Here is a 23437-nt window from a genome sequence, read left to right on the forward strand (position 1 = left end):
GGCTTATCCAAACCGCGGACGAGCGTCCGCTGTCTGTTCCAGAATTTCCTGGGTCATGACGCCGCCGAGATCGGGAACGCGATTTTTAAAGCCACCGCCCTTGTTGAAGAGATCGATTTCTTCCTGCATGCGTTTGCTGTCGATCCATCCCCAGCCGAAAGTTTTGGTGTCCTCTGAAAACGCGAGGTTCATGACCGTGTCGACCGTCTGATGTTCAACCTCGCGATCCATGTTCGGATAGGCGTCGCACATGATGTTGACGGCATCCCGGCGGTTTTCGTAAGCCCACTGCCAACCCTTGCCGACGGCGCGGACAAATCGTTTCAAGCCGTCCTTCCGCTTGTCGTAATCTTCTGCCGAGGTGAAATACGTACCCGTATAGTAAGGAATTCCGGCATCCTTGGCGCTCATCAGGATTCGATCGGCACCGAGCACTGACAATGCTTTCGTATTGGTTGAGAAGCCGACGCCCACATCGGCCTGACCCAGCAGGAGGGGAGACAGATCTGCGCCTGCGGTGACGATTTCCACCTTGCTTGCATCGATGTTGTTCACAGTGAGCATCAGGTTCATCAACCACCGACCGTTCGGGGTGACTGCAACCTTCTTGCCAACCAGATCAGCCGGTTTGCGAACAGGCGCTCTTGGAAGCGAAACGTAGACGAGCGGCGCATTCTGATACGTCGTCGCAAACATTTTCAGCGGTATTCCTTCGCCACAGGCGGCGAGCACCTGATTGGATCCCATCTGGCCCGCCTGTGCCTGGTTCGCCAGTACGGGAGGTACGGTCTGGGCGTTGGGGCCGCCGGGGCTGATCGTCAGATCGATGCCATCGTCTTTGAAAAAGCCACGTTGCAGGGCGACGATTTCACCGATCTTCGCATTGTCGATCAACCAGTCATATTGAATCCGCACAGCGGTTCGTCCCTGAGCATTGGCCGGGCCTACGGCAACGAACGCTGCACCCAGCCCGGTGGCTGCGAGGAAGCGACGTCTATTGAGACTTGGTTTGTAAAAATCCGAAACATCATTCATTTTAAAGCCCCTCTTATGGATTTCTTGTTGATAGAAATTTGTAGAGAGGACGCGTTTTAAGGAAGAGCCAGAAGCCCCAAAGTACGGAACCACGCTGCGGGCTGGCGCCCAACGTGGTCGTTATCCAGCCGATTTTCATGTTGGCTGGCTTTGCATATTGCAGGAACTGGCCCGTGACATTTATCGCCGGATATCTGCGGTGTCGGATATACCAACAGTATCCGCGGCGACGTTGCAGGCAGATAGCGCATGACTGTGTTTTCAAAATTCCTCATCTATTTCGTCGAGGTTTCCCGAACGAAGTCGATCCGGAAAGCTGCCGATAAGCTTCACGTCTCTGCATCTGCAATCGATCGCCAGATCCTGAAGGTCGAGCAAGATCTGGGAGTTGCGCTTTTGCCACCCTCCAACATTCCGCGCCGATTGACAGGCTGTCTTAGATCCTGCTCAATACACGAGACGATCTCATTGACCATCGGTGATCTCGAGGCCTTAATCCGCCGCCCGGGATTTCTGTGAGCCGGCGGTTCGTCTTGATTTAGACCCCTGATGGATCAGGGCCTCAACCCATATTGGGATCACATGGCACTGAAAGCGAGCGGCGCAGTCTGACCCGAGCAAGATGAAGCATTCGATTTTTTGCGGCTGTCGCGAACGGGAATTCGCCCGGGCGAAGAGTGGTTCGACGATAACCTCCGCGCCCCGGTGTCTAGACTCTGCAACCCTATCTTCCATATGGAACTCGACTCTATTCATCGGATATCTTTCCACTACGCGCTTCCAGGCGGTAACGGTGGCCCGGGTAAACAAGTCTGGCAGTCGAGACGACCCTGTTGCCCGACCAAGTCCGCCGGCGGATCGCAAGGCACGGTTCCGTTTTTAAAATCATTAGCAGCTTGCATTCCCAGCTTCTGGGCATTGTTGCTTCGACGACGTGCTCGGACCCGCTCAATGGCGCTGCAGCAGTGAGGTAGGCATTCGGCGTCAAAGAAGAGAAGTCCTTCTCCAGGTAGTTCGGCGCTGCCAACGGATTGACAAAGCGATCTTCGATTTGCACCGGAACACCGTTTTCACTGTGCACGATGAGCGAATGGAAGACGGTGCCACCGATTTCGAGTTCCAACGCATCAGCCACTTCCGGTGAGGCAGTTTCTCTCGCGAGAACTATGACGGCCGCTTCATGCGTGTTTCCGCGCTCGGCGATCTCGTCAGCAATGTTGCGCACCTCGAACAGTGCAGAATAGCCTTTGCGCTCCGCCACAAACGAGCCGACACCCTGAATGCGCACCAACTCGCCCTCGTTGGCAAGCTCCCGCAGCGCACGATTGGCGGTCATTTTGCTGACCCCGAGTTCGACAACGAGTTCGTTTTCAGAAGGTACACGATGCTTCGGCGGCCATTCGCCGCTGTGAATGCGACCCAGGATCATCTGTTTGACACCGGCGTAAAGCGGCGCGGTATCATTTTCCGAAAACTCGCGTTTCATCTCGCTGGGACGCTTCATTGCCCATTCCTTTTGCATCGAGGGAATCTGCCCTGCAAACAGACTTTTCTCTTGCATATCATGAAATCTCTCATATGGTACCCTATACAACCTCCTGATCGGTCATTTGAGTAAAATCGATGACGACAGGCAAGCCGGCGCAGACTGGTTTCATGTAGCCACAAGGTCAATGACAACTTCAGAGGAGATTGCATGCCATGAAATTCAAGACGCTTTTTCTTTCCACTGCGTTTGCGCTCGCGACATTCGCTGCCCCGCTCGCCGCCAAGGATTGGAAGACGGCGACCATAACGCTCGAAGGCGCCTACGCACCCTGGAACCTGACCAACGCCGACGGCTCGCTCGGCGGCTTCGAACCGGAACTCGCCAAGGTTCTTTGCGAACGAGCAAAGATCGAGTGCAAGCTTGTCGCGTCCGATTGGGACGGCATGATTCCCGCGCTTAATGCCGGCAAGTTCGATGTCATCATGGATGCGCTATCGATCACCGAGGAGCGCAAGCAGATCATTGGCTTTACGATTCCCTATGCCGCGACACCTGCCGCCTTCGCGGCGGCTAAGGATAGCCCCCTTTCCAATGCGGCAGGCACCGGCTTGACCATTAAGATGACGCCCGGCCAGACCGGCGTGAAGGAGATCGAAGCTCTCAAGGGAGCCTTCAAGGGCAAGACAATCGGCATCCAGGCCGCAACAGTCTACGCCAAGTTTGTGTATGACAATTTCGGCAGTGTTGCCGAAATCCGCGAATACAAGACCGGCGCCGACCGCGACCTCGACCTGCAGAATGGCCGTATCGACCTCGGCTTCGATGACGCCGTTTATTTCAACAACGCTTTCGAAGCCGCAAATGGCGCGCTTGCCTTTACCGGTCCCGAGATCATCGGCCCCATCTGGGGCGAAGGCGAGGGCCTCGGAGTGCGCAAGGCAGATAAGGACCTGAGCGATAAGTTCAACGAGGCGATCAAGTCGGCCCTTGCGGACGGCACGGTCAAGAACCTCTCGATGAAGTGGTTCAAGGTCGACGTCAGCCCGCAGCAATAAGCATCGGCTCTGGCCGAAACTCCGGTCCCCGCTTTATCGCCGGGGACCGTATGTTATTGTGACAGCTGCCCTTAAAGCGGCAGCGCGGGGAACCGATATGGCGACACTGGAACTGATTGGCTTCGGCTCGACAGGGTGGGGAGCGCTTCTGCTGCTCGGCGCATTGACGACGCTGGCCGTAACAGCGACCGCCCTTGCAATTGGCGCGGTACTCGGGACGATCATCGCCGGTGCCAAACTATCCGGCAATTGGCTGCTCGTTGCGATCGGCAATCTCTACACGACCGTTTTTCGCGGCATTCCCGAACTGCTGATCATCTATCTGATCTATTTCGGCGGATCGTCTGCGGTGACTGCGATCGGTGTGGCAATGGGCTACGAGGGTTTTCTCGGCCTGCCCTCCTTTGCGGCTGGTGCGCTTGCGGTCGGCATCATTTCCGGCGCTTATCAGGCGGAGGTCTTCCGTGGCGCCTATCTTGCGATTTCCAAGGGCGAACTCGAAGCGGCATCCGCAATCGGCATGCATGGCCGCTTGCGTTTCCGGCGCATCATCATGCCGCAAGTCTGGCGCTTTGCCATTCCCGGTCTCGGCAATGTCTGGCAGTTGAGCCTCAAGGACTCGGCGTTGGTTTCGGTGACGGGTCTTGCTGAACTGATGCGGACCAGCCAGGTTGCGGCCGGCTCCACCCGGCAATATTTCCTCTTCTTCATCGTCGGCGGCGCGCTCTATCTTATTCTGACCAGCCTTTCCGACCGCGTGTTCAACGGTGCCGAGCGGCGAGCCAACCGCAGCATGCCGGCAGCCGCGATGGGTCAGGCCTGAGGAGCGATCATGGATTTCCCTTTCCTATCGCAGACCATGATCACGCTCCTGAAGGCAGTGCCAATGACATTGGCGCTATTTTCCGCATCGATCTTCTTTGGCGGCGTGCTGGCACTGTTGATTGTCTGGATGCGCGTCGGCGGCAATCCGGTTCTTTCGGCGATTGCCAAAGGTTACGTCTTTGTCTTCCGGGGTTCGCCGCTTCTGATCCAGATGTTCCTGGTCTTTTACGGCCTCGCCCAATTCGGCTTCATCCGCTATTCCTTTCTCTGGCCGTTCCTACGAGAACCTTTCGTCTGCGCGGTCTTGTCGCTGGCGCTCTGTACGGCCGGCTACACGGCGGAAATCTTCCGCGGCGGCATTCGTGCAGTTTCTCCACGGGAGATCGAGGCCGCCCGCTCGATTGGTATGTCGGGCTTCCTGCTGGTTCGCCGCATCCTGGCGCCGATTGCCTTCCGGCATGCGTTGCCGGCTTATTCGACCGAGATCGTCCTGATGATGAAGTCGACGGCACTGGCAAGCCTGGTTACCGTGTGGGAAGTGACGGGTGTGGCTCAGCGTCTGATCTCGCAGACTTACCGCACGATGGAGATCTTCCTCTGTGCCGCCATCATCTATCTTGTTCTCAACTTCGTCATCCTTCAGGGCATGGCCCTGCTCGAATATTCGCTCTCCCGACATCGCCGCGCCGTCCTGCGGCGCTGAAGGCGTAGGATTAGACTGAACCCGATTGGAGCCTCCATGCCCGGCGTAACCCGACTTTCGGTCCGCAACATCCGCAAGAGCTACGGCACCCACGAAGTATTGCGCGGCATTTCCCTTGACGCTCAGGACGGCGATGTGATTTCGCTGCTTGGAGCATCGGGCTCCGGCAAATCGACGTTCTTGCGCTGTATCAACCTTCTCGAAACGGCGACGAGTGGAGAGATCTGGGTCGATGGCGAAGAGATCCGGATGGTGCACAAGAACGGCAGAAGCAAGCCGGTGAGCCAGAAGCAGGTCGACCATATCCGCTCCGAGCTCGGGATGGTTTTCCAGCAATTCAATCTTTGGTCTCACATGACCATCCTGCAGAATGTGGTCGAGGGTCCGGTACACGTCCTCAAACGACCGCGAGCCGAGTGCATAGCGGAAGCCGAAGCGCTGCTCGAAAAGGTCGGCATCGCCGACAAGCGTCATGCTTACCCGGCACATCTTTCCGGTGGCCAGCAGCAGCGTGCCGCGATCGCACGCGCCCTTGCAATGAAACCGAAAGTAATGCTTTTCGACGAACCGACCTCTGCTCTCGATCCTGAACTGGTCGGCGAGGTGTTGCGCGTCATGCGCGCGCTTGCCGAGGAGGGGATGACCATGCTCGTTGTCACTCATGAAATGAGCTTTGCACGCAACGTCTCCAATCGAGTGATCTTCATGCGCGAAGGTCTCGTGGAAAGCAGCGGCCCGCCGGAGGACATGTTCGGAGCCGGTGCATCGCCCGCCTTCCGCCAGTTCATCGGTCATTTCGGAAGCGGACAATGACCGTCACGATCGGGGATACCCTCGGCTGGCGCGACATCGCTCTAGTAGGCGAAGGGGAGGCACTTGCGCTGTCGCCGGCTGCGGCGGAGCGTATCGTGCACGCGGCCCGTATCGTCGAGCGCATCGTTGCAAGCGGCGTACGAGCCTACGGCATCAATACCGGCGTCGGCGCTCTCTCGGATACGATCGTCGATCGTGCTTCGCAAAGCCGCCTGTCGCATAATATCATACTGAGTCATGCCTGCGGTGTCGGTCCGCTCCTGGCACCGCGCGAAGTGCGAGCGATCATTGCCGCACAGATCGCTAATTTTGCACATGGCCATTCGGGCGTACGGGCGGAGATTGTCAGCCATCTGATCGCTTTTCTGGAAAGCGATTGCATTCCCGATGTGCCGTCGAAAGGTTCTGCCGGCTATCTCACCCACAACGCCCATTGCGCTCTCGTCCTGATCGGAGAAGGAGCCGCCTGCGTCTCCGGCCGGCCGATGCAAGGGCGCGACGCGTTGAAGGCGATTGGCCTTGCGCCGCTCGCCCTGGGGGCAAAGGAGGGGCTGAGCCTCGTGAATGGCACCGCCTGCGCGACCGGGCTTGCGAGCGTTGCCCTTTCGCGTGCAGCCCGGCTGCTCGACTGGGCTGACGCAATCGCCGCCCTCACCCTGGAAGCTGCCGGCTGCCAGATCGCAGCGTTCGACGAAGCGGTGCTTGCGCTGCGCCCTTCAAAGGGTATCGCGACTGTCGGTGCATCCCTGCGCGATCGGCTTTCAGGCAGCGGCCTGGTGACCGCCGCGCTGGGTAGGCGTACGCAGGATGCCCTCAGCCTGCGCGCCATACCGCATGCGCATGGTGCCACGCGCGATGTTTTTGAGCGGTCAGCCGAGATTGTCGATCAGGAACTCGCCTCGGTGACCGACAATCCCGCGATCTCGGGCACGCCGGAAAATCCGATTGTCTCGTCGCAAGCGCATGCCGTTGCTCCGGCGCTTGCACAGGCGGCCGATGGTCTTGCGATTGCGATCGCCCAGATCGGCGCAATGAGCGAGCGGCGGACGGATCGGCTTGTCAATCCGCTTGTCAGTGGTCTGCCGCCCTTTCTTGCGAGTGATGCCGGCAGCAATTCCGGGTTCATGATTGCCCAATATACGGCTGCGGCGCTGAGCAACGAGAACCGTCGCCTTGCTGCTCCTGCCTCCATGGACGGTGGGCTGACATCTGCCCTGCAAGAGGATTTCCTTGCGCATCCGACCGCCGCCGCAAACAAGCTCCTCGCCGTCATAGACAACGTCGAATATATTTTGGCGATTGAATTGATGGCTGCCGCGCAAGCCCATGATTTTTTGGAGACGGTCGCTCCGCGCGCTGGAGGAACCGAGGAAGTCCAGAAAATTGTTCGGGCATACGTGCCGCACTATGCTGATGACCGCCCGCTTTCCGGCGATATGGAAGCATTGCGGGCGCTGCTGCGCGACCGGCAACCACCCGCGATAATCTGAAGAAGGACGCTTTCAGGTGTCGCAGTGAATGCTGCAACGTTTGGCATTATACCGCGATCGGCGCATCCGTGTCCATCACATCCCCATTTCATTCAGTCAGTGTGGAACGCAGTTGTAGAGGCAATTGGACAGGCTTGTGCTGCCGTTAGCGGCCAAACGCAAACACTTCGATCATGACCGAAGCTTCGCGTCCTGGAGGCTGCAATAAGGGCCAATCTCTATTGCAGCCCGCCATGACATCCTTATCAACATCTGAAACAGCACCCTTTTTCGGCTGGGACGTGGTCGCTGCGACCATCGTTCTGGCAATATTCGGCTGGGGCGTCGGTTTTTACGGACCACCCATTTATCTGCAGATGGTGGTCCAGCGAACGGGATGGTCCCTGGCGCTCGTCTCGACGTAACGGACTGTTGGACGAGCTTCGAAGGTCCGTTATTTCTCACGACGGTCCGCACCGGCACCGCTAAGAGCGTTTGCCGACTTCATAACCTCGCAAACCGTCTCGGGTGACGGATGGACAGGCTATCTCGCCGCGACATGATCAAGCGTTCCAGACGATGCTACCTGCCAATGTAAGCTGCCAACTCGTCAGGCGTCCCATTTGGGAAAGCCTGCTTGAGAAACTCCAGAAATGCCGAAACACGAGCGCTGAGTAGTCGCCGGGATGGGTAGAGCGCCCACAGCGCGATCTCCGATCCTTCGATATCGCCCCAGTGCAACAAAGTGCCTTCGGCCAGATCATGGCTCACCAGAGATATCGGCAGTCGTGCGACGCCAACGCCTGCCCGCACCGCATCCCGCACCATAATCAGCGACGACAGAGCGAGGACCGGCTGGATTTTGATCTTCGCAGGCCCTTTCGAGGACATGACGGTCCAGGTCTGCTGCGCACTGGTTCCGCGCACGACCCCGGGCGCCAGGTGGCCCGGTGCCGGGCGGGCCAGATCGGGACTCGCCACCACGACTAGGCGGTCACGCAGGAAGGCGCGGCCGACAAGGGCTTCGTCCGGATCTGGATTGACCCGGATAACGAGGTCATATCCTTCCTCGATCATATCGACGGCTCGGTCCTCTGTCGTAATTTCCAGCCGCACTTCCGGATATTTCAGCGCAAAACGGGCCGCGATCTTACCCATGGCGGTCTGCGACAGAAGAAGCGGCGCGCTGATCCGCAATCGGCCGCGCGGCTTCTCGGCGCCCGATGCAATCGCCGTTGCCGTTTCGTCCAGTTCGGTCAGCAGAGCGGCTGTCCGCTCGTAAAGGGCGCGCCCTTCTTCGGTGAGCTTGAGGCTGCGCGCGCCACGCTCGAACAGTCGAAGCTCGAGGGCAGCCTCAAGCTCTGTTACCCGTCGGGACAGGGTCGCCTTCGGCCGCCCCGACGCCCGCGCTGCTTTGCCGAAGCCACCGTGGCGGGCAACGAGGTTGAAATCGGCAAGAGCGAGCAGGTCCATGAGTGTTCCACCTGTGAGACGGAGTGTCCAGATTAACCGTCTATCGAGCCGTCAGTGAACCATCCATATTCGGGGTGTCAAGCAAATAAACCTGGAGATACTTCCATGACCATCCTCGTTACCGGCGCCACAGGCAATATTGGCAGCCAAGTCATCCAGCACCTCGTCAACCACGGCGCAGACGTTCGTGCTCTCGTTCGCGATCCCTCCAAGGCAAACTTTCCGGCCGATGTCGCCGTGGTGAAAGGCGACTTTCTCGACGTCGACTCGCTTCGTACCGCCTCTGATGGAGTGTCGACGCTGTTCCTGCTGAACGCCGTCGTGGCCGACGAATTCACCCAGGCTCTGATTGCGCTGAATGTGGCCCGCGCCGCCGGCATCGAACGGATCGTCTATCTGTCGGTCATTCATCCCGATGTCTATGTGAACGTGCCGCACTTCGCCGGCAAGTTCGGCGTCGAGCGGATGATCGAGCAGATGGGCATGACCGCCACCATTCTGCGCCCTGCCTACTTCATTCAGAACGATCTGATGATCAGGGACGCCATTACCGGCTACGGCGTCTATCCGATGCCGGTCGGCGACAAGGGCCTCGCCATGATCGATGTGCGCGATATCGCCGAGATCGCTGCCCTCGAACTGCTGCGCCGCGAGCAGGCGGAGCAGCCGCTTCCGCTGACGCGCATCAACCTTGTCGGCCCCGATACGCTGACCGGAACGGATATCGCCGCCATCTGGTCAGACGTGCTCGCCCGCCCGATCAACTATGGCGGTGGCGATACGGCTGCCTTCGAGCAGAACCTCAAGCAGTTCATGCCGCCTTGGATGGCTTACGACATGCGCATGATGGGCGAGCGGTTCCTGACCGACGGCATGCTGCCCGAGGGCGGCGACGTCGAGCGCCTGACGACGCTTCTCGGCCGTCCGCTCCGCTCCTATCGCGCCTTTGCCTCGGAAACTGCGGCCTCTGCCTGAGGCGGGTCGTCCCACATCTCAAAACAAGGGCCATCACCATGATCTATTCGACCGCAACCGTTCCCGTAAATCCGGAAGGCGAAACAAAGCTCACTCGCGAGCAGATCTGGAAGGGTCTGGAACTGAAGGCGCGCGATGCACGCCTGTTTCTCCCGCCCGGTCTCTGCACCCGCTGCGATGTCGTCGAGGAAAGTGCGACCCACTTCGTGCGCGAAGCCACCATTGCCGGCTCCGACCTGCGTGAAATCATCACGCTTGAGCCCCAGAACAAGGTCACCTTCTTCCAAGCCACCGGCCCGCGCGAAGGTGCCATCGTCAACGAGTTGTTCGAAGACGAAGCCGGCGCGCTGCAGCTCAAATTCTACTGCTATATCGGCCTGCGCGGCAAGCAGCCTGATGGCCCGGAAGAACAGGCCGAGCAGACGCAGTTCGACAGCGACAAGGGCTACAAGTCCGCGCTGCTGTCGACGCTGAAGCGGACCCGCGAACTGCTCGCAGAGGGCAAGCTCTGATTACCCCAGCAATGAAATCAAAACGGGCCGCCTCTTGACGAGGCGCCCGGCCGTTCAAGAGGACCAAGACAATGATCACCTCCCTTACCGAAAGCAATGCTGCCGCAGCACCGAAAATCCTGATCCTCGGCGCCACCGGACCCACGGGCCGCCATATTGTCAGCCAAGCACTGACCCGTGGCTACGATGTCACCGTTCTGGTGCGCTCGCCGGAAAAAGCCACCGATCTCAAAGGGGCAAAGCTCGTTGTCGGAGATGCCCGCGACGAGAAGGCACTGCGCCAGGCGATCAAAGGTCGGGATGCCGTCATCAGCGCTCTAGGAACGCCGGCAAGCCCTTTCAAGGAGGTCACGCTTCTGTCGACCGCGACCCAAGCCCTCATCAAAGCGATGAAAGCAGAGCAGGTCTCGCGCCTGATCGCAATCACCGGAATCGGCGCAGGCGACAGCAAAGGACACGGCGGCTTCCTGTTCGACAATGTGATCTTCCCGCTGATCCTGCGCAACGTGTACGCCGACAAGAACCGCCAGGAGGCCAGGATCAAGGACAGCGATCTCGATTGGACCATCGTCCGTCCGTCGATCCTCAACAACAAGCCTGGGGGTAACACGATCAGGGCTCTGACGGATCTGAGCAACGTTCACGGCGGCTCGATCTCGCGGGCAGACGTGGCAACGTTCATTCTCGATCAGGTGAACAGGGATGCGTGGCTACGCAAGTCGCCGGTGATTACTTGGTGATGCAACACTGGGGCCGGCCGCATAGACGTCACCGTTCGGAGGGCGATGAGCACGCTTTCGCGGGGAAATGCCCTTACGGCATCAACCATCCGTAGGTCCCCCGCCATGATGGAAGGATCGACGTCAAGGTCGGCAGGATGGAGGACAGCGCGCCGATCGCAAGGGCGATAAGCGCAGCGCCGTGCCGCACTCATACGCCAATCGCTTCGGCGTGAACGCACGGAGGCTACACTTCGTAGGCAGGCTGGGCGAATGTGCTTGCGCGCGTCCATAGCCACATCGAAAGCCAAATCAACGCGGCTGCCAGGCCTGCCAGGCCGAGGTCAAGCGCTAGCTCCGGTACGAAGGCGCGAAGAGCAATCGGCATCGCACTTAGGCTGGAGATCGTCAGCGCGGTGGAGGCTGTTATCACTGACGATCCGGTTGATCGGTTTGCAGCGGTGGGGCCGCTTATCTGCGATGGGCGATTCGAAACCCGACACATTTCCAGATCATATCGACGCGGAGCCTGATTGATTGGGAAAATTCTGAATCCCTACGCCGGGACAACGACGCCGTGCGTCTGCTTGTCGAAGGAGCGATGCTGGAGGCCAAGCGGCGAAATTTGCTTCATTCAAACGACATCATGGAAACACAGATTGCCGGAAGGGCGCTCGTGTACGGGCTTGCCCGTATGTACATCGATGGTCATTTCGCGCAATGGGCGATGCCTGGACAGACGGCAGAAGATACTGTCCAGACGGTCCTAAAGAACTATATTTCGTCAATCAGGAGAGCCCCAGTTACACTCCCAGAGGAGACGATTTAATCGCCGACCGGCCATGGCGGTGGCCGTGGATGCGCAACCGCGAAGGAGCCATGGCAGTATCGCCACCTAACCGCCAACGCAAGACTTACGAGGCGGCGGCGTAGCGGCTGCGGCCGGTCTTCTTTGCCTCATAAAGAGCAAGATCGGCTCGGCGCATCAAAGCGTCTGTCGACTTCGCGTCATGGGGGTATCTTGCCAGACCGATAGAAATCCCGACCTCCAGCATTTGGCCGTCAACGACAATCGGATTGACCATTGCCTTCAACAGGCTTTCAGCCGCGCTGGCAGGATCGCCCTGTCTTGATGAGTGCTTGAACAGAACGACAAACTCATCTCCACCGACACGCGCAAGCAAATGCTGCTCGTCCAGAACCGAGCGGAAGCGTTGCGCCACCGCGTGGAGAAGAGCATCTCCGATCGCATGCCCATGCGTGTCATTAACTTCCTTGAAACGATCGAGATCGACCCACAGTAGCCCAAACTCCTGATTGGACAGCGCCTCTTTTCGCAGCTCGGCATTTAACAGCCTGCGATTCGGAAGTCCCGTCAACTCGTCATGGTTGGCGAGGTAGTCCAAGCGATCACGAGCACGTTTATGATCGCCAATATCGCGAACTTCGACGAGATGTCGCAACGTGTCTCCGGACAGGATCGGTGTTGTGTTGAGCGCAACGTCCACCCACACCCCATTGGCCGTCCTTAGTTGCCCTTCGGTCTCGTAAAGGCGAGGTGTGTGACGATTGACGCATGCCGGGAGTTCAAAAAAGTCGGCAACGGCACGACCTTCGATACTCGACCCTTCACAGCCCACGAGCCGTTCGAATGCCTTGTTTGCCGAGATGACCTCATCATCCTGACAAACAAGGATGCCGATCTGTGCGGCCTCAAGAATGCATCGCATCTGTTGGGCGTCAGCGGTCGCGTCGTGAGCACGTCGATCAAGCATAACCGTCACCAGACTGAAGACCACGATCAATGTTGTGACCACGGCAACGGAGAGTCCGAGGAGAAATTCCGACAGGTTCCCATCCGCAACTCGAAGAGACGGGTCTGTCTTAAGAAGGGCCGCACTCATCGCGGTGAAATGCAGGGTGCAGATAGCTGTACCGAATAAAGTGCCCGCGACAAGGCGAGACCCGACCGAAGCACGTCGACGTCCAGCGAACGTCGCCGCGATCACCAGTAGGCTGCCCGCGCAGAGCGAAAGCGCAACGAGAGGCAAATGCCACTCGAAAGTGCCGGCAAATAGCAGAGCCCTCATGCCGATGAAGTGCATGATGCCAATTGCGGCACTGAGAAGAAGACCGCCCGCGAGAGCGGTGACAAGACTAGGCGACAGTAACAGGGGCGTTGCAACTGAGGCAAAGGCAATTGCAAAAAAGGCTGACATTGCTGTGAGACCTACATCGTAGCTCACAAACGCAGCAGGTTGAAAACCCAGCATGGCAATGAAGTGCGTCGACCAAATTCCGCCACCCGCCGCGAAGGCAGCCACAAATACCCAAACGTTCTTCATACGTCCGTGTCGCGCTCTGGCATGGTCGAGGATCGTGAACAGTGCAAAGCCCGAAAAGAGCGCGACAACAATCGCCAGGACGACAAGCGTCGGATTATGATCGGTGCTGATGCAATCGAGTACACGAATGAACATATGAAACTCCGCTACTGGCTGAAATCGACTGCTGAGCGGGAGCCATGTCTCACTCGAGATAAAGGGCACTCACGATCGGGGAATATGGCTACGCCGGGCAAACACTGTCGACCCAACGATCGGCGCGGCCCTTAATATTGCTTTAAATTTATAGAGACGTTTCTATGCATCCGGACGTAAGAGGCTGAAAAAACGGAAATGCTTTTGCTCCAAACGGATCAGTATATTCTGTGGAAAAAGCCTGCCGCCTGCTGGTGTCGAGTTCCGGCGTCGCGTGACTCCTTTTCCGTCAGGTCAATCCCTTTCCATCGGGCGTTTCCTGGCATCAGACGGGCACTGGAATTTTTTATCTTGCCTCGCGCACATGTCGGGCAACAAGCACTCGAGTCGTTCGACTATGTCGCAATCTGCCGCTTTCCGCTGATCTTATGTCCACGTAAGCCACATATAAGCGGCGGCCGTCCAGGAAAAGCCGAGGCCGCCGCAGCCTTCGCCCGTTACGGGGTCGAAATATTCAGCAAAACCTTCCGCCTCGATCGCCTCGACCGTCGATCTGCGCAGTTCTTCCGCCGCTTCCGGATGACCGTTGCGCTTGAAGCCGTCGATCAGCAGCCAATTGATGATCGCCCAGGCCGGGCCGCGCCAGTAGCGTTTCGGTTCCCAGCCTGCGATACCCGGCTTAGTGGTCGGAAAGGCGACCTTGAGGCCCTTCGACCAGGCCTTCATCTCATCGACCACCGCATCGGCGATGCCCTTCTCCAGGTCGAGCGACAGGAGGGGGATGAAGCCTGCCTGTGTCGCGGCTTCGACATCCTCGCCGGAGATCAGGTCGCGCGATACGAAGCGTGACAGGGCCGGGCGCCACTGCGCGAGTATCGCCTTGCGGCTGAGCTCGTTGAACGCGGCGATCTCGGCGGCGTCCTCCATCCGGCCGAATTCGCGAGCGAGATGTTCGAGGTCCTCGCCGGCCTTCAGCAGGATAGCGGTGGTCTGGATCTCGGCGACCTTGAACGGTGCCTTTTCCCATTGCCTTGCGGGATCCCAGCCGCAGGCGGCATAGGTGTCGACCAGGTGTATGAAGCGGTTATAGTCCTCGTCGCGCGGGCGCATCGAGGCGTTCACATGGCCGGTATCCTTGCGCACGACCGGTGTGTCGGTGGTGGTCGGCACGCGGGCGAGCGCGATGTCCCAGGCCGGTGAGTTGTCGCTGCCGCTTTCCCAAGGGTGCAGCAGGGCCACCAGGCCGGTGCCTTCCGGATCGCGGGCGGAATACCACCAGTGATGCCATTTCAGCGCGGCCTCGTAGAGCGGCAGGGTGCGCGCCTCGGCGCCGCTGCCGGCCGCTTCGAACACCTTGCGCAGCGCGATCGCAAAGACCGGCGGCTGGGTGATGCCGGAAGTCGGGATCGTGTGACGGGTGCGCCAGACGTTCGGACCCGGGAAGTAGGTGTCGCTCGGCTGGTGGAAGACGATATGCGGGATCATGCCGTCCGCCCACTGCCCCTCGATCAGCCGCTCCAGTTCGCGATAGGCGCGGTCGGTGTCATAAAGCGCGAACCCCATGGCGACGAAGGCGGAATCCCAGTTCCACTGGAACGGGTAGAGCCTGTCGGTCGGCACCGTATAGCCGCCGCGGTCGTTGGCGACGAGGATGCGTTTCGCCTCGGTGATATGCACGTTCATGTCGGGTACTCCGGTATGCTCAGGCCGAAACGGCCGGAAAGGACTTGCCGCTTTCGGGCGAAAGCCAGGTAATGCGCTTGCGGTCGAGCTTCAGGCCGATCGTGTCGCCGCTCTTCACGGTTTCGGACGCCGGCAGGATGACCCGCACCGGCTGGTCGTGGATCGAGCCGGTCAGGAGCAGATGCGATCCCATCGGCTCGGCGACCCGCACCTTCATCTCAATCCCCTGCGGCAGCGGCGCCAGTTCGACCGCTTCGCCACGCAGGCCAAGTACGATTTCATTGCCGACATCTTCCGGCACCGCGAGCTGTTCCGCGCCGGCCACCACCTGGCCGTTCGAGACCGGCACCTTGATGAAGTTCATCGGAGGATTGCCGATGAAACCGCCGACGAACCGTGTGGCCGGATGATTGTAGATCTCGACCGGATGACCGACCTGCTCGACGACGCCGTTGTGCATGACCGCGATACGATCCGATAGGCCCATCGCCTCGGTCTGGTCGTGGGTGACGTAGATCGTCGTCGTACCCGCCGATTGCAGCACGGTTTTCAGTTCGGTGCGCATTTCGAGCCGCAGCAGGGCGTCGAGATTGGAGAGCGGCTCGTCCATCAGCAGCACCTTTGGCTCGACGGCCAGCGCGCGGGCGACCGCCACGCGCTGGCGCTGGCCGCCCGAAAGCTTGTTCGGATAACGGTCGAGATACGGCTCGATATGCAGCAGGCCGGCCGCCTTCTCCACCTGCGCCTTCACCCGCGCGTCGTCCGCCTTCTGCATGCGCAGGCCGAAGGCGACATTTTCGTAGACCGTCATATGCGGGAAGACCGCATAATTCTGGAAGACCATCGCCAGCCCGCGATCCTTGGGCGCCAGCCCGATGATCGACCTGTCGCCGATGCGGACATCGCCCGAGGTTGAGGTTTCAAGACCGGCGATGATGCGCAGGAGCGTGGTCTTGCCGCAGCCTGACGGCCCGAGCAGCGAGACGAACTCGCCATCGTTGATCGTCAGCGAGATCTCCTTCAGCGCCTGGAACGCCCCGAAACTCTTGCGGATGCGGTCAATGACAATATTGGCCATGTCGATGGTCCCGTTATTTGGAGGAAATGCCCCAGATCGCGAAGAGGTAACGCCTGACCGCGAAGATGAAGACAACGGAAGGGAGAATGAGCATGAGGCCGCCGGCAAAGCGGTAGTGCATCGGGCTTTCCGACAGCACCGTCAGCAGATAGGCCGTGAGCGTGCGGTTGCGCACCGTCAGTACCGAGGCGGCGAACACCTCGTTCCAGGATATGACGAAGGCGAACACGGCGGTGGCGACGATGCCGGGCAAAGCCAGCGGCGCGACCACCTTGAAAAAGGCCTGGACGCGGGTGCAGCCGAACACCCAGGCGGCCTCCTCGAGTTCCTTCGGAACGCCGAGGAATATGCCCTGGGTCACGAGCGCCGCAAAGGGTAGAGCCAGGACCGTGTGGATCAGGCCAACGCCGATGATCGTGTCATAGAGCCCGAGCCGGATGAAGGAGACGGTGAGCGGCAGCGCCAGGATCGCCAGGGGGAAGGCGCGGGTCAGCAGCACCAGAAGCCGGTAGCTGTCCTTGCCTCTGAAATCGTAGCGGGCCAGTGCATAGCCGGCCGGCGCGCCCAGCAGGATGGAAAGCGCCACCGTGATGCCGGCTGCCCCCAACGAGTTGAGAAAAGACTGGACGACGCCCTCGGTTTTCAGGAACAGAATGAAGGGTTCGAGCGAAATCCCGGTCGGCAAGCCCGTCTTCGGCCAGATATAGACGCCCTGGCGACCGCCGAGTGCCCCCAACGCCACCAGGTAGATCGGCACCAGAACCCAGGCGCAGAGCGCCGCAATGCCGCTCCACAGGAGCCAGCGGCGGGAGGAGGCGAAGCTTGCGGGACGGGAAGCTGTCTCCGTCGCGCTCATGGTTTCCGTACTCATGGCAGGCGCTCCGGATCGACTTTCAGGGCCTTTAGATAGATCAGCGTCGCGGCAAGCGAGATGATCATGATCAGCACCGCGTAGACCGCCGCGACGCTGTAATTCTGGTTCTGGTTCTGCCAGTTATAGGCCTCGCCGACGAGGACCGGGAAATTGCGCCCGCCGAGCGCGTAGACCACTGCGAACACCTCGAAAGCGAGCACGGTACGCAGGATCAGCGCCGATTGCAGAGCCGGCCGGATCAGCGGCAGGGTGATGCGCCAGAAGCGCGTCCATGGGCCAGCGCCGAAGATCTCGGCGGCTTCCTTGAACTCCTTCGGCACCTGGTTGAGGCCGGCGACGATGATGACCATGACGATCGCCGTGCCGCGCCAGATTTCCGCAACTGCGATGGCGATGAAAAGCGCGACCGGCGTCTGGTAGGACAGCCAGCTCGCCTGCCGGCCGATCACACCGAGGCTGAAGAGGAGCGAGTTGAAATAGCCGGTATTCTGCAGGATCGACAGCCAGACAAGGCCGGCAGCAAGATCGGAAATGCCAAGCGGGATGGTCCAGATCCAGAGAATGGTCTCGCGGCCGCGGCCGACCTTGGCGACCATGGTGCCCATGGCGAGCGCGATGGCGATCTGCACCGGCACGACGACGATCGTCAGAAGAAAGGTGTTCCTGACCGAGCGGGTGAAATTGATGTCGGTCACCATGCGCTCGGCATTCGCCAGCGACGGTGCGCCATTGTCCGAAAGAGCCAGCCAGATCGTCTGCACCAGCGGCACGACGAAGAGCAGCGCCAGAAAGGCGACTGACGGCAGGATCAGCAGATAGGGGATCCAGGGTCGGTTCTGGGTCATCGATTGCCCTCGCAAGGGGGCTTTGAGAATTGATCATACATCGACTTGTTCCTCTCTCCGCCGCCCGCATCGTGACGGAATGCAGGTACCGGGCGGTCCGCTGCCGCCGCTCCTCCGGATTTGGCATCCGGGCATTCGCGCCCGGATGCCATCAGCCTTGGGAGGCTTGTCGGATGGTGCCTTATTGAACCGGGCAGGCGCCGTCGCTCTTGGCGTCCGGGGCCCAGCAAGGCGCCTTGGCGTCGGTCATCAGTTTGGCCATGGTGGCGCCCTGCTTGGCGAGCACGTCGGCGATGGGCTCGTTCTGCAGCACGATGCGCTGGAAGGCGTCCATGTAGACCTTGTTGAATTCGCCGCCCTTGTCGCCGAGGCCGACCGGGAGAAGCGAGATCACGGCATCCTTGGAGGCCTGCGTCTTGGTGACCGCACCGGCGAGAAGCGCCACGCCCTTGTCGAGGTCGGGCGGCAGCTGGACGTTGAGGGTCGGGAAGAAGCCGACCTTCGAAGCCGTCAGCAGCTGGGTCTTCTCTGCCGTCAGCGTTTCGATGACCTTCGTGGCCCCTGCGATGTCCGGTGCGCCCTTCGGAATGGCAAGCCCTGCCAGAACCGGCATGTAGCCACGCCCCTTCGGGCCGGCCGGTGCCGGGAAGACGACATAGTCATCCGGCGCGGCCGAGATGGCGTTCTTCAGGCGAGCGACATGATCCCAGGCGACCATGACTTCGCCCGAGGCCAGGGGCTCCTGCATGAAGTCGTAATTGGTCGAGTTCGGGGTGACATAGGCCCAGAGCGCCTTCAGCTTCTCCCAGCCGGCTGCAGCATCGGAATTCTTGAAGGTGCGCACCACGCCCCCGGTGAAGGACGGATAGAAATAGCCTTGGAAATAGCGCGCCATCAGGCCCTTCGGACCAGCCGGGAAACCGATCTGCGGCTGGCCTGTGGCAGCTTGCATGTTCTTGCCCCACTCGATTAGCTGGTCGTAGGTCAGCGCATTGATATCCGCACCTTTCGGCAGGTATTGCAGGGCTTCCTTCTTGGCGGCCATGACATAGGTCGCCTGCATCCAGGGAATATACTGCTGTGTCGGCTTGCCGAGCTTGCCGAGATCAAGGACCGATTGCGGCATGCCGCCGGCGGCAAGCTTCTTGGCAAGCTCGTCGAGCGGTTCGAGCTGGCCCTTGTCGGAGAGCGGCGAAAGCTCGCCATGCAGCGCGCCGACGAGGCTGACGGTGTGCTTGCCGGCCTGCGCTTCTGCCTCCATGCGCACTGCGAACTGCGGCGGCTCCTCGACCACATAATCGACCTTGCCGGCATCCTTCAAAAGGTCCTGCCGGACCACGGTCGCCTCCTCGATCGGGCGAAGCTGGGTGGATACGAAAACCGTCTGGGCAAACACCGGCGAGGCAAACGCCAGCACGGTCGAAGCCAGAATTGTAAGTGACACGATATGTTTCATCTTCTCCTCCTTCATTTTGTGCGTCTTGAATGCATTGCTGTCTATGCGGCCACGGGCGGGCGGCGGTGGCTGTCGCGGTCGACAAATTCGATCGCGTGAAGCTCCTGAAGATCTTCGGCGGGCTCTCCCGCGATGGCGCGCAGGAGCAACGAGGCGAAGGTCGCGCCGAGGTTCTCGCCGGTCATGCGCATGGTCGAGAGCGGCGGGCTGGTGAAGGCGCCCATCGACAGGTCGTCATGACCGACGATGCTGATCTGGCTGCCGCCGTCTACTTCGCGCAGTGCCCGAAGCGCGCCGATCGCCATTTCGTCGGTGGCGCAGACAAGGGCCGTCGGACGCGATGGCTGGCGCAGAAGTTCGAGGGCTGCGAGATAACCGCCTTGTTCGAGCGGCGCTCCTTCGGCGCAGAGATCGGTCGCGAGCCCGCATTCCTCCATCGCCGCCTGCCAGCCGCGGCGACGGACATGCGCGAAGTAATATTCCTGCGGACCGGCGATATGACCGATGCGTCGATGCCCCGCTGCATGGAAGCGCAGCGTTGCGGCGCGGAACCCGGCAAAACCATCGCCGTCGATGAACGGATGGGGGATTAAGCTTTCGGTGCGGCCGTTGGTGACGAAGGGAATGCCCCGCGACTGGAGGTATTCGACGCGCTCGTCCTGGCGTTTGGTGCGGACCAGCAGCATGGCGTCGACGCGACGCCCATCGACGAAACGCTGGCATATTTCAAGTTCGCTGACACCCCGCGGCACAGGCGCGATGACGAGATTGAGACCGGCCGCGGCGAGATGTTCGGCGCAGCCTGACAACATGTCAAGGAAATGAGGAGGGCCGACGTGGCCAGGATCACTCGGCAGCGTCACGGCGACCAACTCAGCACGCTGCTTACGCAACCGACGAGCGGAGGCATTCGGCCGATAACCTGCGGCCTCTGCGGCCTCGCGAACCCGCTCACGGGTGGCCGCGGACACGTCGGAATAACCATCAAGTGCCCGGGACACCGTGGTAATCGACAGTCCGAGCGAATGTGCCAGCTGCTTCAGATTAGCCAAGATCTTCCTCCCGAATTGAAATACCCATCCTCCAAAACGTTTTGGGAGTCAATCAAAACGTTTTGGAGACTTGGTCTGGCGCCATCGCCGGCCCAGCCGGCAGTACGGCTAGGTTTTGTCGGACGGCGCACTGTGCTAGAGTTGGACAAGCACCCGAACGCTGAGCCAGCTGTTCCAGCGCGAGACCGGGATGACATTCGTTCGCTGGAGACAACAACCGCACATCGGCCTGGCGCTGCAACAGCTTGCTCAAGGTGACTCGGTCACCAACATTGGCGGCGATTTTGGATACGAGAGCGTCAGCGCGTTCATTTCGATGTTCAGGCGAACACTCGGTACCACGCCAGCGCGTTACTTTGATCACGCGGGATCGAATGCCCTGGAGCGCAGCGATCGGAGGGCGCTCGCACACAATCGAAACAGGTCAGATGCCCAAAAAGCCGATGAAGACACAGGGAACATTATTTCACTCAGGCGGACCTCAAAATAAGCTGGGTTTTGCTTCTACTCGGCACGACCGACAAGGATGCTCTTTATCACAGCCGCCCATCGGAACCTTCTTGGTTGCCGAGTGAGGAAGAGCCAGATTTCTTCCACGCGGGGGCAGGCGGCGAGCAAATTGGGAAAGAGGGCGTGCCTCGGAACTGCGTTGAGCCGCCGCAGCATCCCGCTTCAACTGCCGCAGAATGGTGTCGTCGCTGTCCGGCATGCCGCGCCGCTCCATCAACCGCTCGCCAGGAGTTTCACTGTCACCGACTGACCCTGGACTGGCGGATCCTGGAGACTACGGCGGGACCAGCCATGCCTACTTCGGCTTCGTCGTCCACAATCGGGTCAGATGCTGATCGCGGATCCAGCAGCGGAAACAATCCACCCGTCGTCAACAGCGAGCGCGACACCCACTATCTTGACCCCTGGGCCGGGCGACCATTTCGATTTTGTTCGCATGCCCGCCCATAGCGACAACCTCGCTAACGGCAGGTGAACCACAAAGTGAGGAAGAAACCGATTAAACTGCGAAACGACACCGGTTTTCACAACTGCGCCTCGCCTGACCCTTAACCAGGATTAAAATAACATGATTTTCTTACTCATGTTTATTGCAGTCTTGAACAATATCGATGATATAGGCAGTGGTTGCGACGTGATCCTGGAGGTTGCACTTTGCGTAGCTCACTCCATACGTCTTTTGGAAAGCTGGGAGACCACTGTCTTTGATATTTCACGTATTCGAGTTGATTTATGGGCTTGGGAAAAAAGGGCACGCGATTCGCGATGTATATGGAGCATCGCAAGGCATTGGTCGATTATGCCGTGCCTCTGACGGGTTCCAGGGATGAAGCGGAAGACATCGTGCAGGAAGCCTTCCTGCGCTTCGTACCTGATCAGGACGAGGAACCTACACCTCCGAAGACCTACCTTTACCGCATCGTCCGCAACCTGTCTTTCAATGCACGTTCCCGCAAGAAACGGGAAAGGGCCGTGGATCCGGGCGATATCCCCTGGTGGGCGCTTCCGCAATTTGTCGACACGCCGGAGAACGACCTTCTCTTCTGCGAGCAGGTGAAGCGTGTCGCGAGCGTGATCGAGAGTCTTCCGGATAGGGAGCGGACGGTCTTGCAGATGTATCGCCATGAAGGTTTGACAATGTCGGAGATCGCAGACCGTCTTAAGATCTCTGCACCGACTGTCTACCGGCTTTTGAAGAATGCAATGGAAGAGATAAGGCAGCACATGGCGCTAGGCCAGTAGAAAGCACGAAATCACCAAAAAGATCGTATTCCATGAAAAAATCGCTTTGCCCGATTGTCTATAGAGAAGAAAACAAGGGGATCGGCCTCTGTCGTGGTCGCGGCATGGAAATAGACCATCGATGATCTTCTCAGATAACGATGCACGCGCACGCGCGATATCGGACCAGGCTCTGGACTGGCTGGTCCGGATGCGGGAGAACCCTGACGAACCGGGCTTGCGCGGCGCGTTCGAGAGTTGGATCCTCGAATCTCCCGAGCATCGACGCGAATGGGAAAAAACCTGCCATCTGTGGAAGGCGATGGGTCAAGCATCCGACTTTTATCCTCGCAAGCCCGCCCGGCGGCGCGTTCGGAAACGGTTGATCGTGGGTGGTGCTGTGGCCGCCGGCCTGGCGATCTGTCTTCTGGTCTTCGTCGCGCCGTCCTTTCTCATCCGGCTGCAGGCCGACTACTGGACCGAAACTGCACAAACTCGGACCGTCACTCTCGCCGATGGCACCACCGTTCTTCTCGCGCCGGACTCTGCCATCGCCATCGGTTTTGCAGGTCGAGAGCGGCGGGTCACTCTCCTTTCGGGAGAAGCATTCTTCAACGTGACGCATGATGAGGCACACCCGTTCAGAGTTGCCGCAGGGGATGTCACCGTAGAGGTTCTCGGGACGGCCTTCGATGTGAGCATAGCTGAAGACAATATTGCGATCGGACTTGCTCGAGGCTCCGTGAAGGCGACAGGAGCTGTCGCCGGCGCACCGGTCGACCGCACCCTCATTCCCGGTGAAATCATCATGGTCGATCATTCGACGGGTGGAGTCCGCGAGGAAAAAGCCGATGTCGCGGATATAGGCGCCTGGCGCGAAGGACGTCTTTACGTCACCAACGCCACAATCGGTTCGGTCATCGAACAGCTCCAACGGTACCATTCCGCATGGATTTCAATTCCTGACGCATCACTTGCGCGCCAGAGAGTAACGGGGATTTACGACCTCAATGCCCCAGACCAGGCACTCGGCGCTCTGGTCGATCCCTATGGTGGCAAGGTTCGCAAGGTCTCGAACCTCTTTCGCGTCGTGTCTCGTTTCTAAAAAATATGACAATAAAAATCATGATTTAGCGGGAAGCCGAAGATTCCTGTGAAATAGCGATGATG

Annotated in this window: 24 protein-coding genes and 1 pseudogene; 14 read left to right on the forward strand and 11 right to left on the reverse strand. The window is 59.6% G+C overall.

The features are described 5' to 3' along the window. Window positions 1-3: 3 nt before the first annotated feature. Window positions 4-1035, reverse strand: a complete 1032-nt coding sequence (locus J2857_RS24605) for an ABC transporter substrate-binding protein (protein WP_210012727.1) — start codon at window positions 1033-1035, stop codon at window positions 4-6. Window positions 1036-1284: 249 nt separating this feature from the next. On the opposite strand from J2857_RS24605, the gene J2857_RS31530 reads away from it, so the two are divergent. Next, a complete protein-coding gene (locus J2857_RS31530; protein WP_432420181.1) occupies window positions 1285-1554 on the forward strand; it encodes a helix-turn-helix domain-containing protein in 270 nt (89 codons plus the stop codon). 229 nt (window positions 1555-1783) lie between these two features. Here J2857_RS31530 and hutC read toward each other — a convergent pair whose 3' ends face one another. Then, entirely contained in the window at window positions 1784-2539 is a 756-nt protein-coding gene (gene hutC, locus J2857_RS24615) for a histidine utilization repressor (RefSeq protein WP_210013037.1), read from the reverse strand. A gap of 197 nt (window positions 2540-2736) precedes the next feature. Between hutC and J2857_RS24620 the strand changes: the two genes are divergently transcribed. The 6 genes from J2857_RS24620 (at window position 2737) to J2857_RS24645 (ending at window position 7814) form a co-directional block, all read left to right on the forward strand. Then, window positions 2737-3579 (forward strand): transporter substrate-binding domain-containing protein, encoded by an 843-nt coding sequence (locus tag J2857_RS24620; protein ID WP_210012729.1) that lies wholly within the window; start codon window positions 2737-2739, stop codon window positions 3577-3579. A gap of 97 nt (window positions 3580-3676) precedes the next feature. Next, window positions 3677-4402: an ABC transporter permease gene (locus J2857_RS24625; RefSeq protein WP_210012730.1), complete on the forward strand. Its 726-nt coding sequence runs from the start codon at window positions 3677-3679 to the stop codon at window positions 4400-4402. Between the two features lie 9 nt (window positions 4403-4411). After that, entirely contained in the window at window positions 4412-5107 is a 696-nt protein-coding gene (locus tag J2857_RS24630; RefSeq protein ID WP_210012731.1) for an ABC transporter permease, read from the forward strand. A gap of 36 nt (window positions 5108-5143) precedes the next feature. Continuing rightward, complete coding sequence (locus J2857_RS24635; RefSeq protein ID WP_210012732.1) at window positions 5144-5920, forward strand: ABC transporter ATP-binding protein; 777 nt, start codon at window positions 5144-5146, stop codon at window positions 5918-5920. Further along, window positions 5917-7410 (forward strand): HAL/PAL/TAL family ammonia-lyase, encoded by a 1494-nt coding sequence (locus tag J2857_RS24640; RefSeq protein WP_210012733.1) that lies wholly within the window; start codon window positions 5917-5919, stop codon window positions 7408-7410. The genes J2857_RS24635 and J2857_RS24640 overlap by 4 nt, the downstream gene beginning before the upstream one ends. 233 nt (window positions 7411-7643) lie before the next feature. Continuing rightward, a complete protein-coding gene (locus tag J2857_RS24645) occupies window positions 7644-7814 on the forward strand; it encodes a hypothetical protein (RefSeq protein ID WP_210012734.1) in 171 nt (56 codons plus the stop codon). 157 nt (window positions 7815-7971) lie between these two features. Here the strand turns inward: J2857_RS24645 and J2857_RS24650 are convergent, their stop codons facing one another. After that, entirely contained in the window at window positions 7972-8862 is an 891-nt protein-coding gene (locus J2857_RS24650; protein WP_210012735.1) for a LysR family transcriptional regulator, read from the reverse strand. 105 nt (window positions 8863-8967) lie between these two features. On the opposite strand from J2857_RS24650, the gene J2857_RS24655 reads away from it, so the two are divergent. The 4 genes from J2857_RS24655 (at window position 8968) to J2857_RS31535 (ending at window position 11897) form a co-directional block, all read left to right on the forward strand. Further along, entirely contained in the window at window positions 8968-9837 is an 870-nt protein-coding gene (locus J2857_RS24655) for an NmrA/HSCARG family protein (RefSeq protein WP_210012736.1), read from the forward strand. A gap of 38 nt (window positions 9838-9875) precedes the next feature. After that, complete coding sequence (locus tag J2857_RS24660; RefSeq protein WP_210012737.1) at window positions 9876-10349, forward strand: SRPBCC family protein; 474 nt, start codon at window positions 9876-9878, stop codon at window positions 10347-10349. 71 nt (window positions 10350-10420) lie between these two features. Further along, window positions 10421-11089 carry an NAD(P)-dependent oxidoreductase gene (locus J2857_RS24665; RefSeq protein ID WP_210012738.1) on the forward strand — a complete coding sequence of 223 codons (669 nt, stop codon included), beginning with the start codon at window positions 10421-10423 and terminating at the stop codon, window positions 11087-11089. Between the two features lie 454 nt (window positions 11090-11543). Continuing rightward, a complete protein-coding gene (locus J2857_RS31535) occupies window positions 11544-11897 on the forward strand; it encodes a WHG domain-containing protein (protein ID WP_210013038.1) in 354 nt (117 codons plus the stop codon). 85 nt (window positions 11898-11982) lie between these two features. Here J2857_RS31535 and J2857_RS24675 read toward each other — a convergent pair whose 3' ends face one another. The 7 genes from J2857_RS24675 to J2857_RS24705 form a co-directional block, all read right to left on the reverse strand. Continuing rightward, entirely contained in the window at window positions 11983-13548 is a 1566-nt protein-coding gene (locus tag J2857_RS24675) for a diguanylate cyclase domain-containing protein (RefSeq protein WP_210012739.1), read from the reverse strand. Window positions 13549-13974: 426 nt separating this feature from the next. After that, a complete protein-coding gene (locus tag J2857_RS24680; protein WP_210012740.1) occupies window positions 13975-15231 on the reverse strand; it encodes an MGH1-like glycoside hydrolase domain-containing protein in 1257 nt (418 codons plus the stop codon). Window positions 15232-15250: 19 nt separating this feature from the next. Beyond that, entirely contained in the window at window positions 15251-16309 is a 1059-nt protein-coding gene (locus tag J2857_RS24685; RefSeq protein ID WP_210012741.1) for an ABC transporter ATP-binding protein, read from the reverse strand. 13 nt (window positions 16310-16322) lie between these two features. Continuing rightward, entirely contained in the window at window positions 16323-17180 is an 858-nt protein-coding gene (locus J2857_RS24690) for a carbohydrate ABC transporter permease (RefSeq protein WP_046605761.1), read from the reverse strand. Next, a complete protein-coding gene (locus tag J2857_RS24695) occupies window positions 17177-18028 on the reverse strand; it encodes a carbohydrate ABC transporter permease (protein WP_040124232.1) in 852 nt (283 codons plus the stop codon). The genes J2857_RS24690 and J2857_RS24695 overlap by 4 nt, the downstream gene beginning before the upstream one ends. Before the next feature lie 181 nt (window positions 18029-18209). Beyond that, on the reverse strand, window positions 18210-19484 hold the full coding sequence (locus tag J2857_RS24700) for an ABC transporter substrate-binding protein (protein WP_210012742.1): 1275 nt from the start codon (window positions 19482-19484) through the stop codon (window positions 18210-18212). 41 nt (window positions 19485-19525) lie between these two features. After that, entirely contained in the window at window positions 19526-20536 is a 1011-nt protein-coding gene (locus J2857_RS24705; RefSeq protein ID WP_210012743.1) for a LacI family DNA-binding transcriptional regulator, read from the reverse strand. 190 nt (window positions 20537-20726) lie between these two features. Between J2857_RS24705 and J2857_RS24710 the strand changes: the two genes are divergently transcribed. Then, a complete protein-coding gene (locus J2857_RS24710) occupies window positions 20727-21026 on the forward strand; it encodes a helix-turn-helix domain-containing protein (RefSeq protein ID WP_210012744.1) in 300 nt (99 codons plus the stop codon). A gap of 141 nt (window positions 21027-21167) precedes the next feature. On the opposite strand, the pseudogene J2857_RS24715 reads toward J2857_RS24710, so the two are convergent. Beyond that, window positions 21168-21484 (reverse strand): annotated as a pseudogene (locus J2857_RS24715) (ISL3 family transposase); the annotation flags it as partial. A gap of 327 nt (window positions 21485-21811) precedes the next feature. Between J2857_RS24715 and J2857_RS24720 the strand changes: the two are divergent. Further along, complete coding sequence (locus tag J2857_RS24720) at window positions 21812-22288, forward strand: RNA polymerase sigma factor (protein ID WP_245363802.1); 477 nt, start codon at window positions 21812-21814, stop codon at window positions 22286-22288. 121 nt (window positions 22289-22409) lie between these two features. Next, window positions 22410-23372 (forward strand): FecR family protein, encoded by a 963-nt coding sequence (locus J2857_RS24725; protein ID WP_210012746.1) that lies wholly within the window; start codon window positions 22410-22412, stop codon window positions 23370-23372. The last annotated feature ends 65 nt before the right edge of the window (window positions 23373-23437 follow it).

This window comes from Neorhizobium galegae, from assembly GCF_017877055.1.
Lineage (GTDB): Bacteria > Pseudomonadota > Alphaproteobacteria > Rhizobiales > Rhizobiaceae > Neorhizobium > Neorhizobium galegae_D.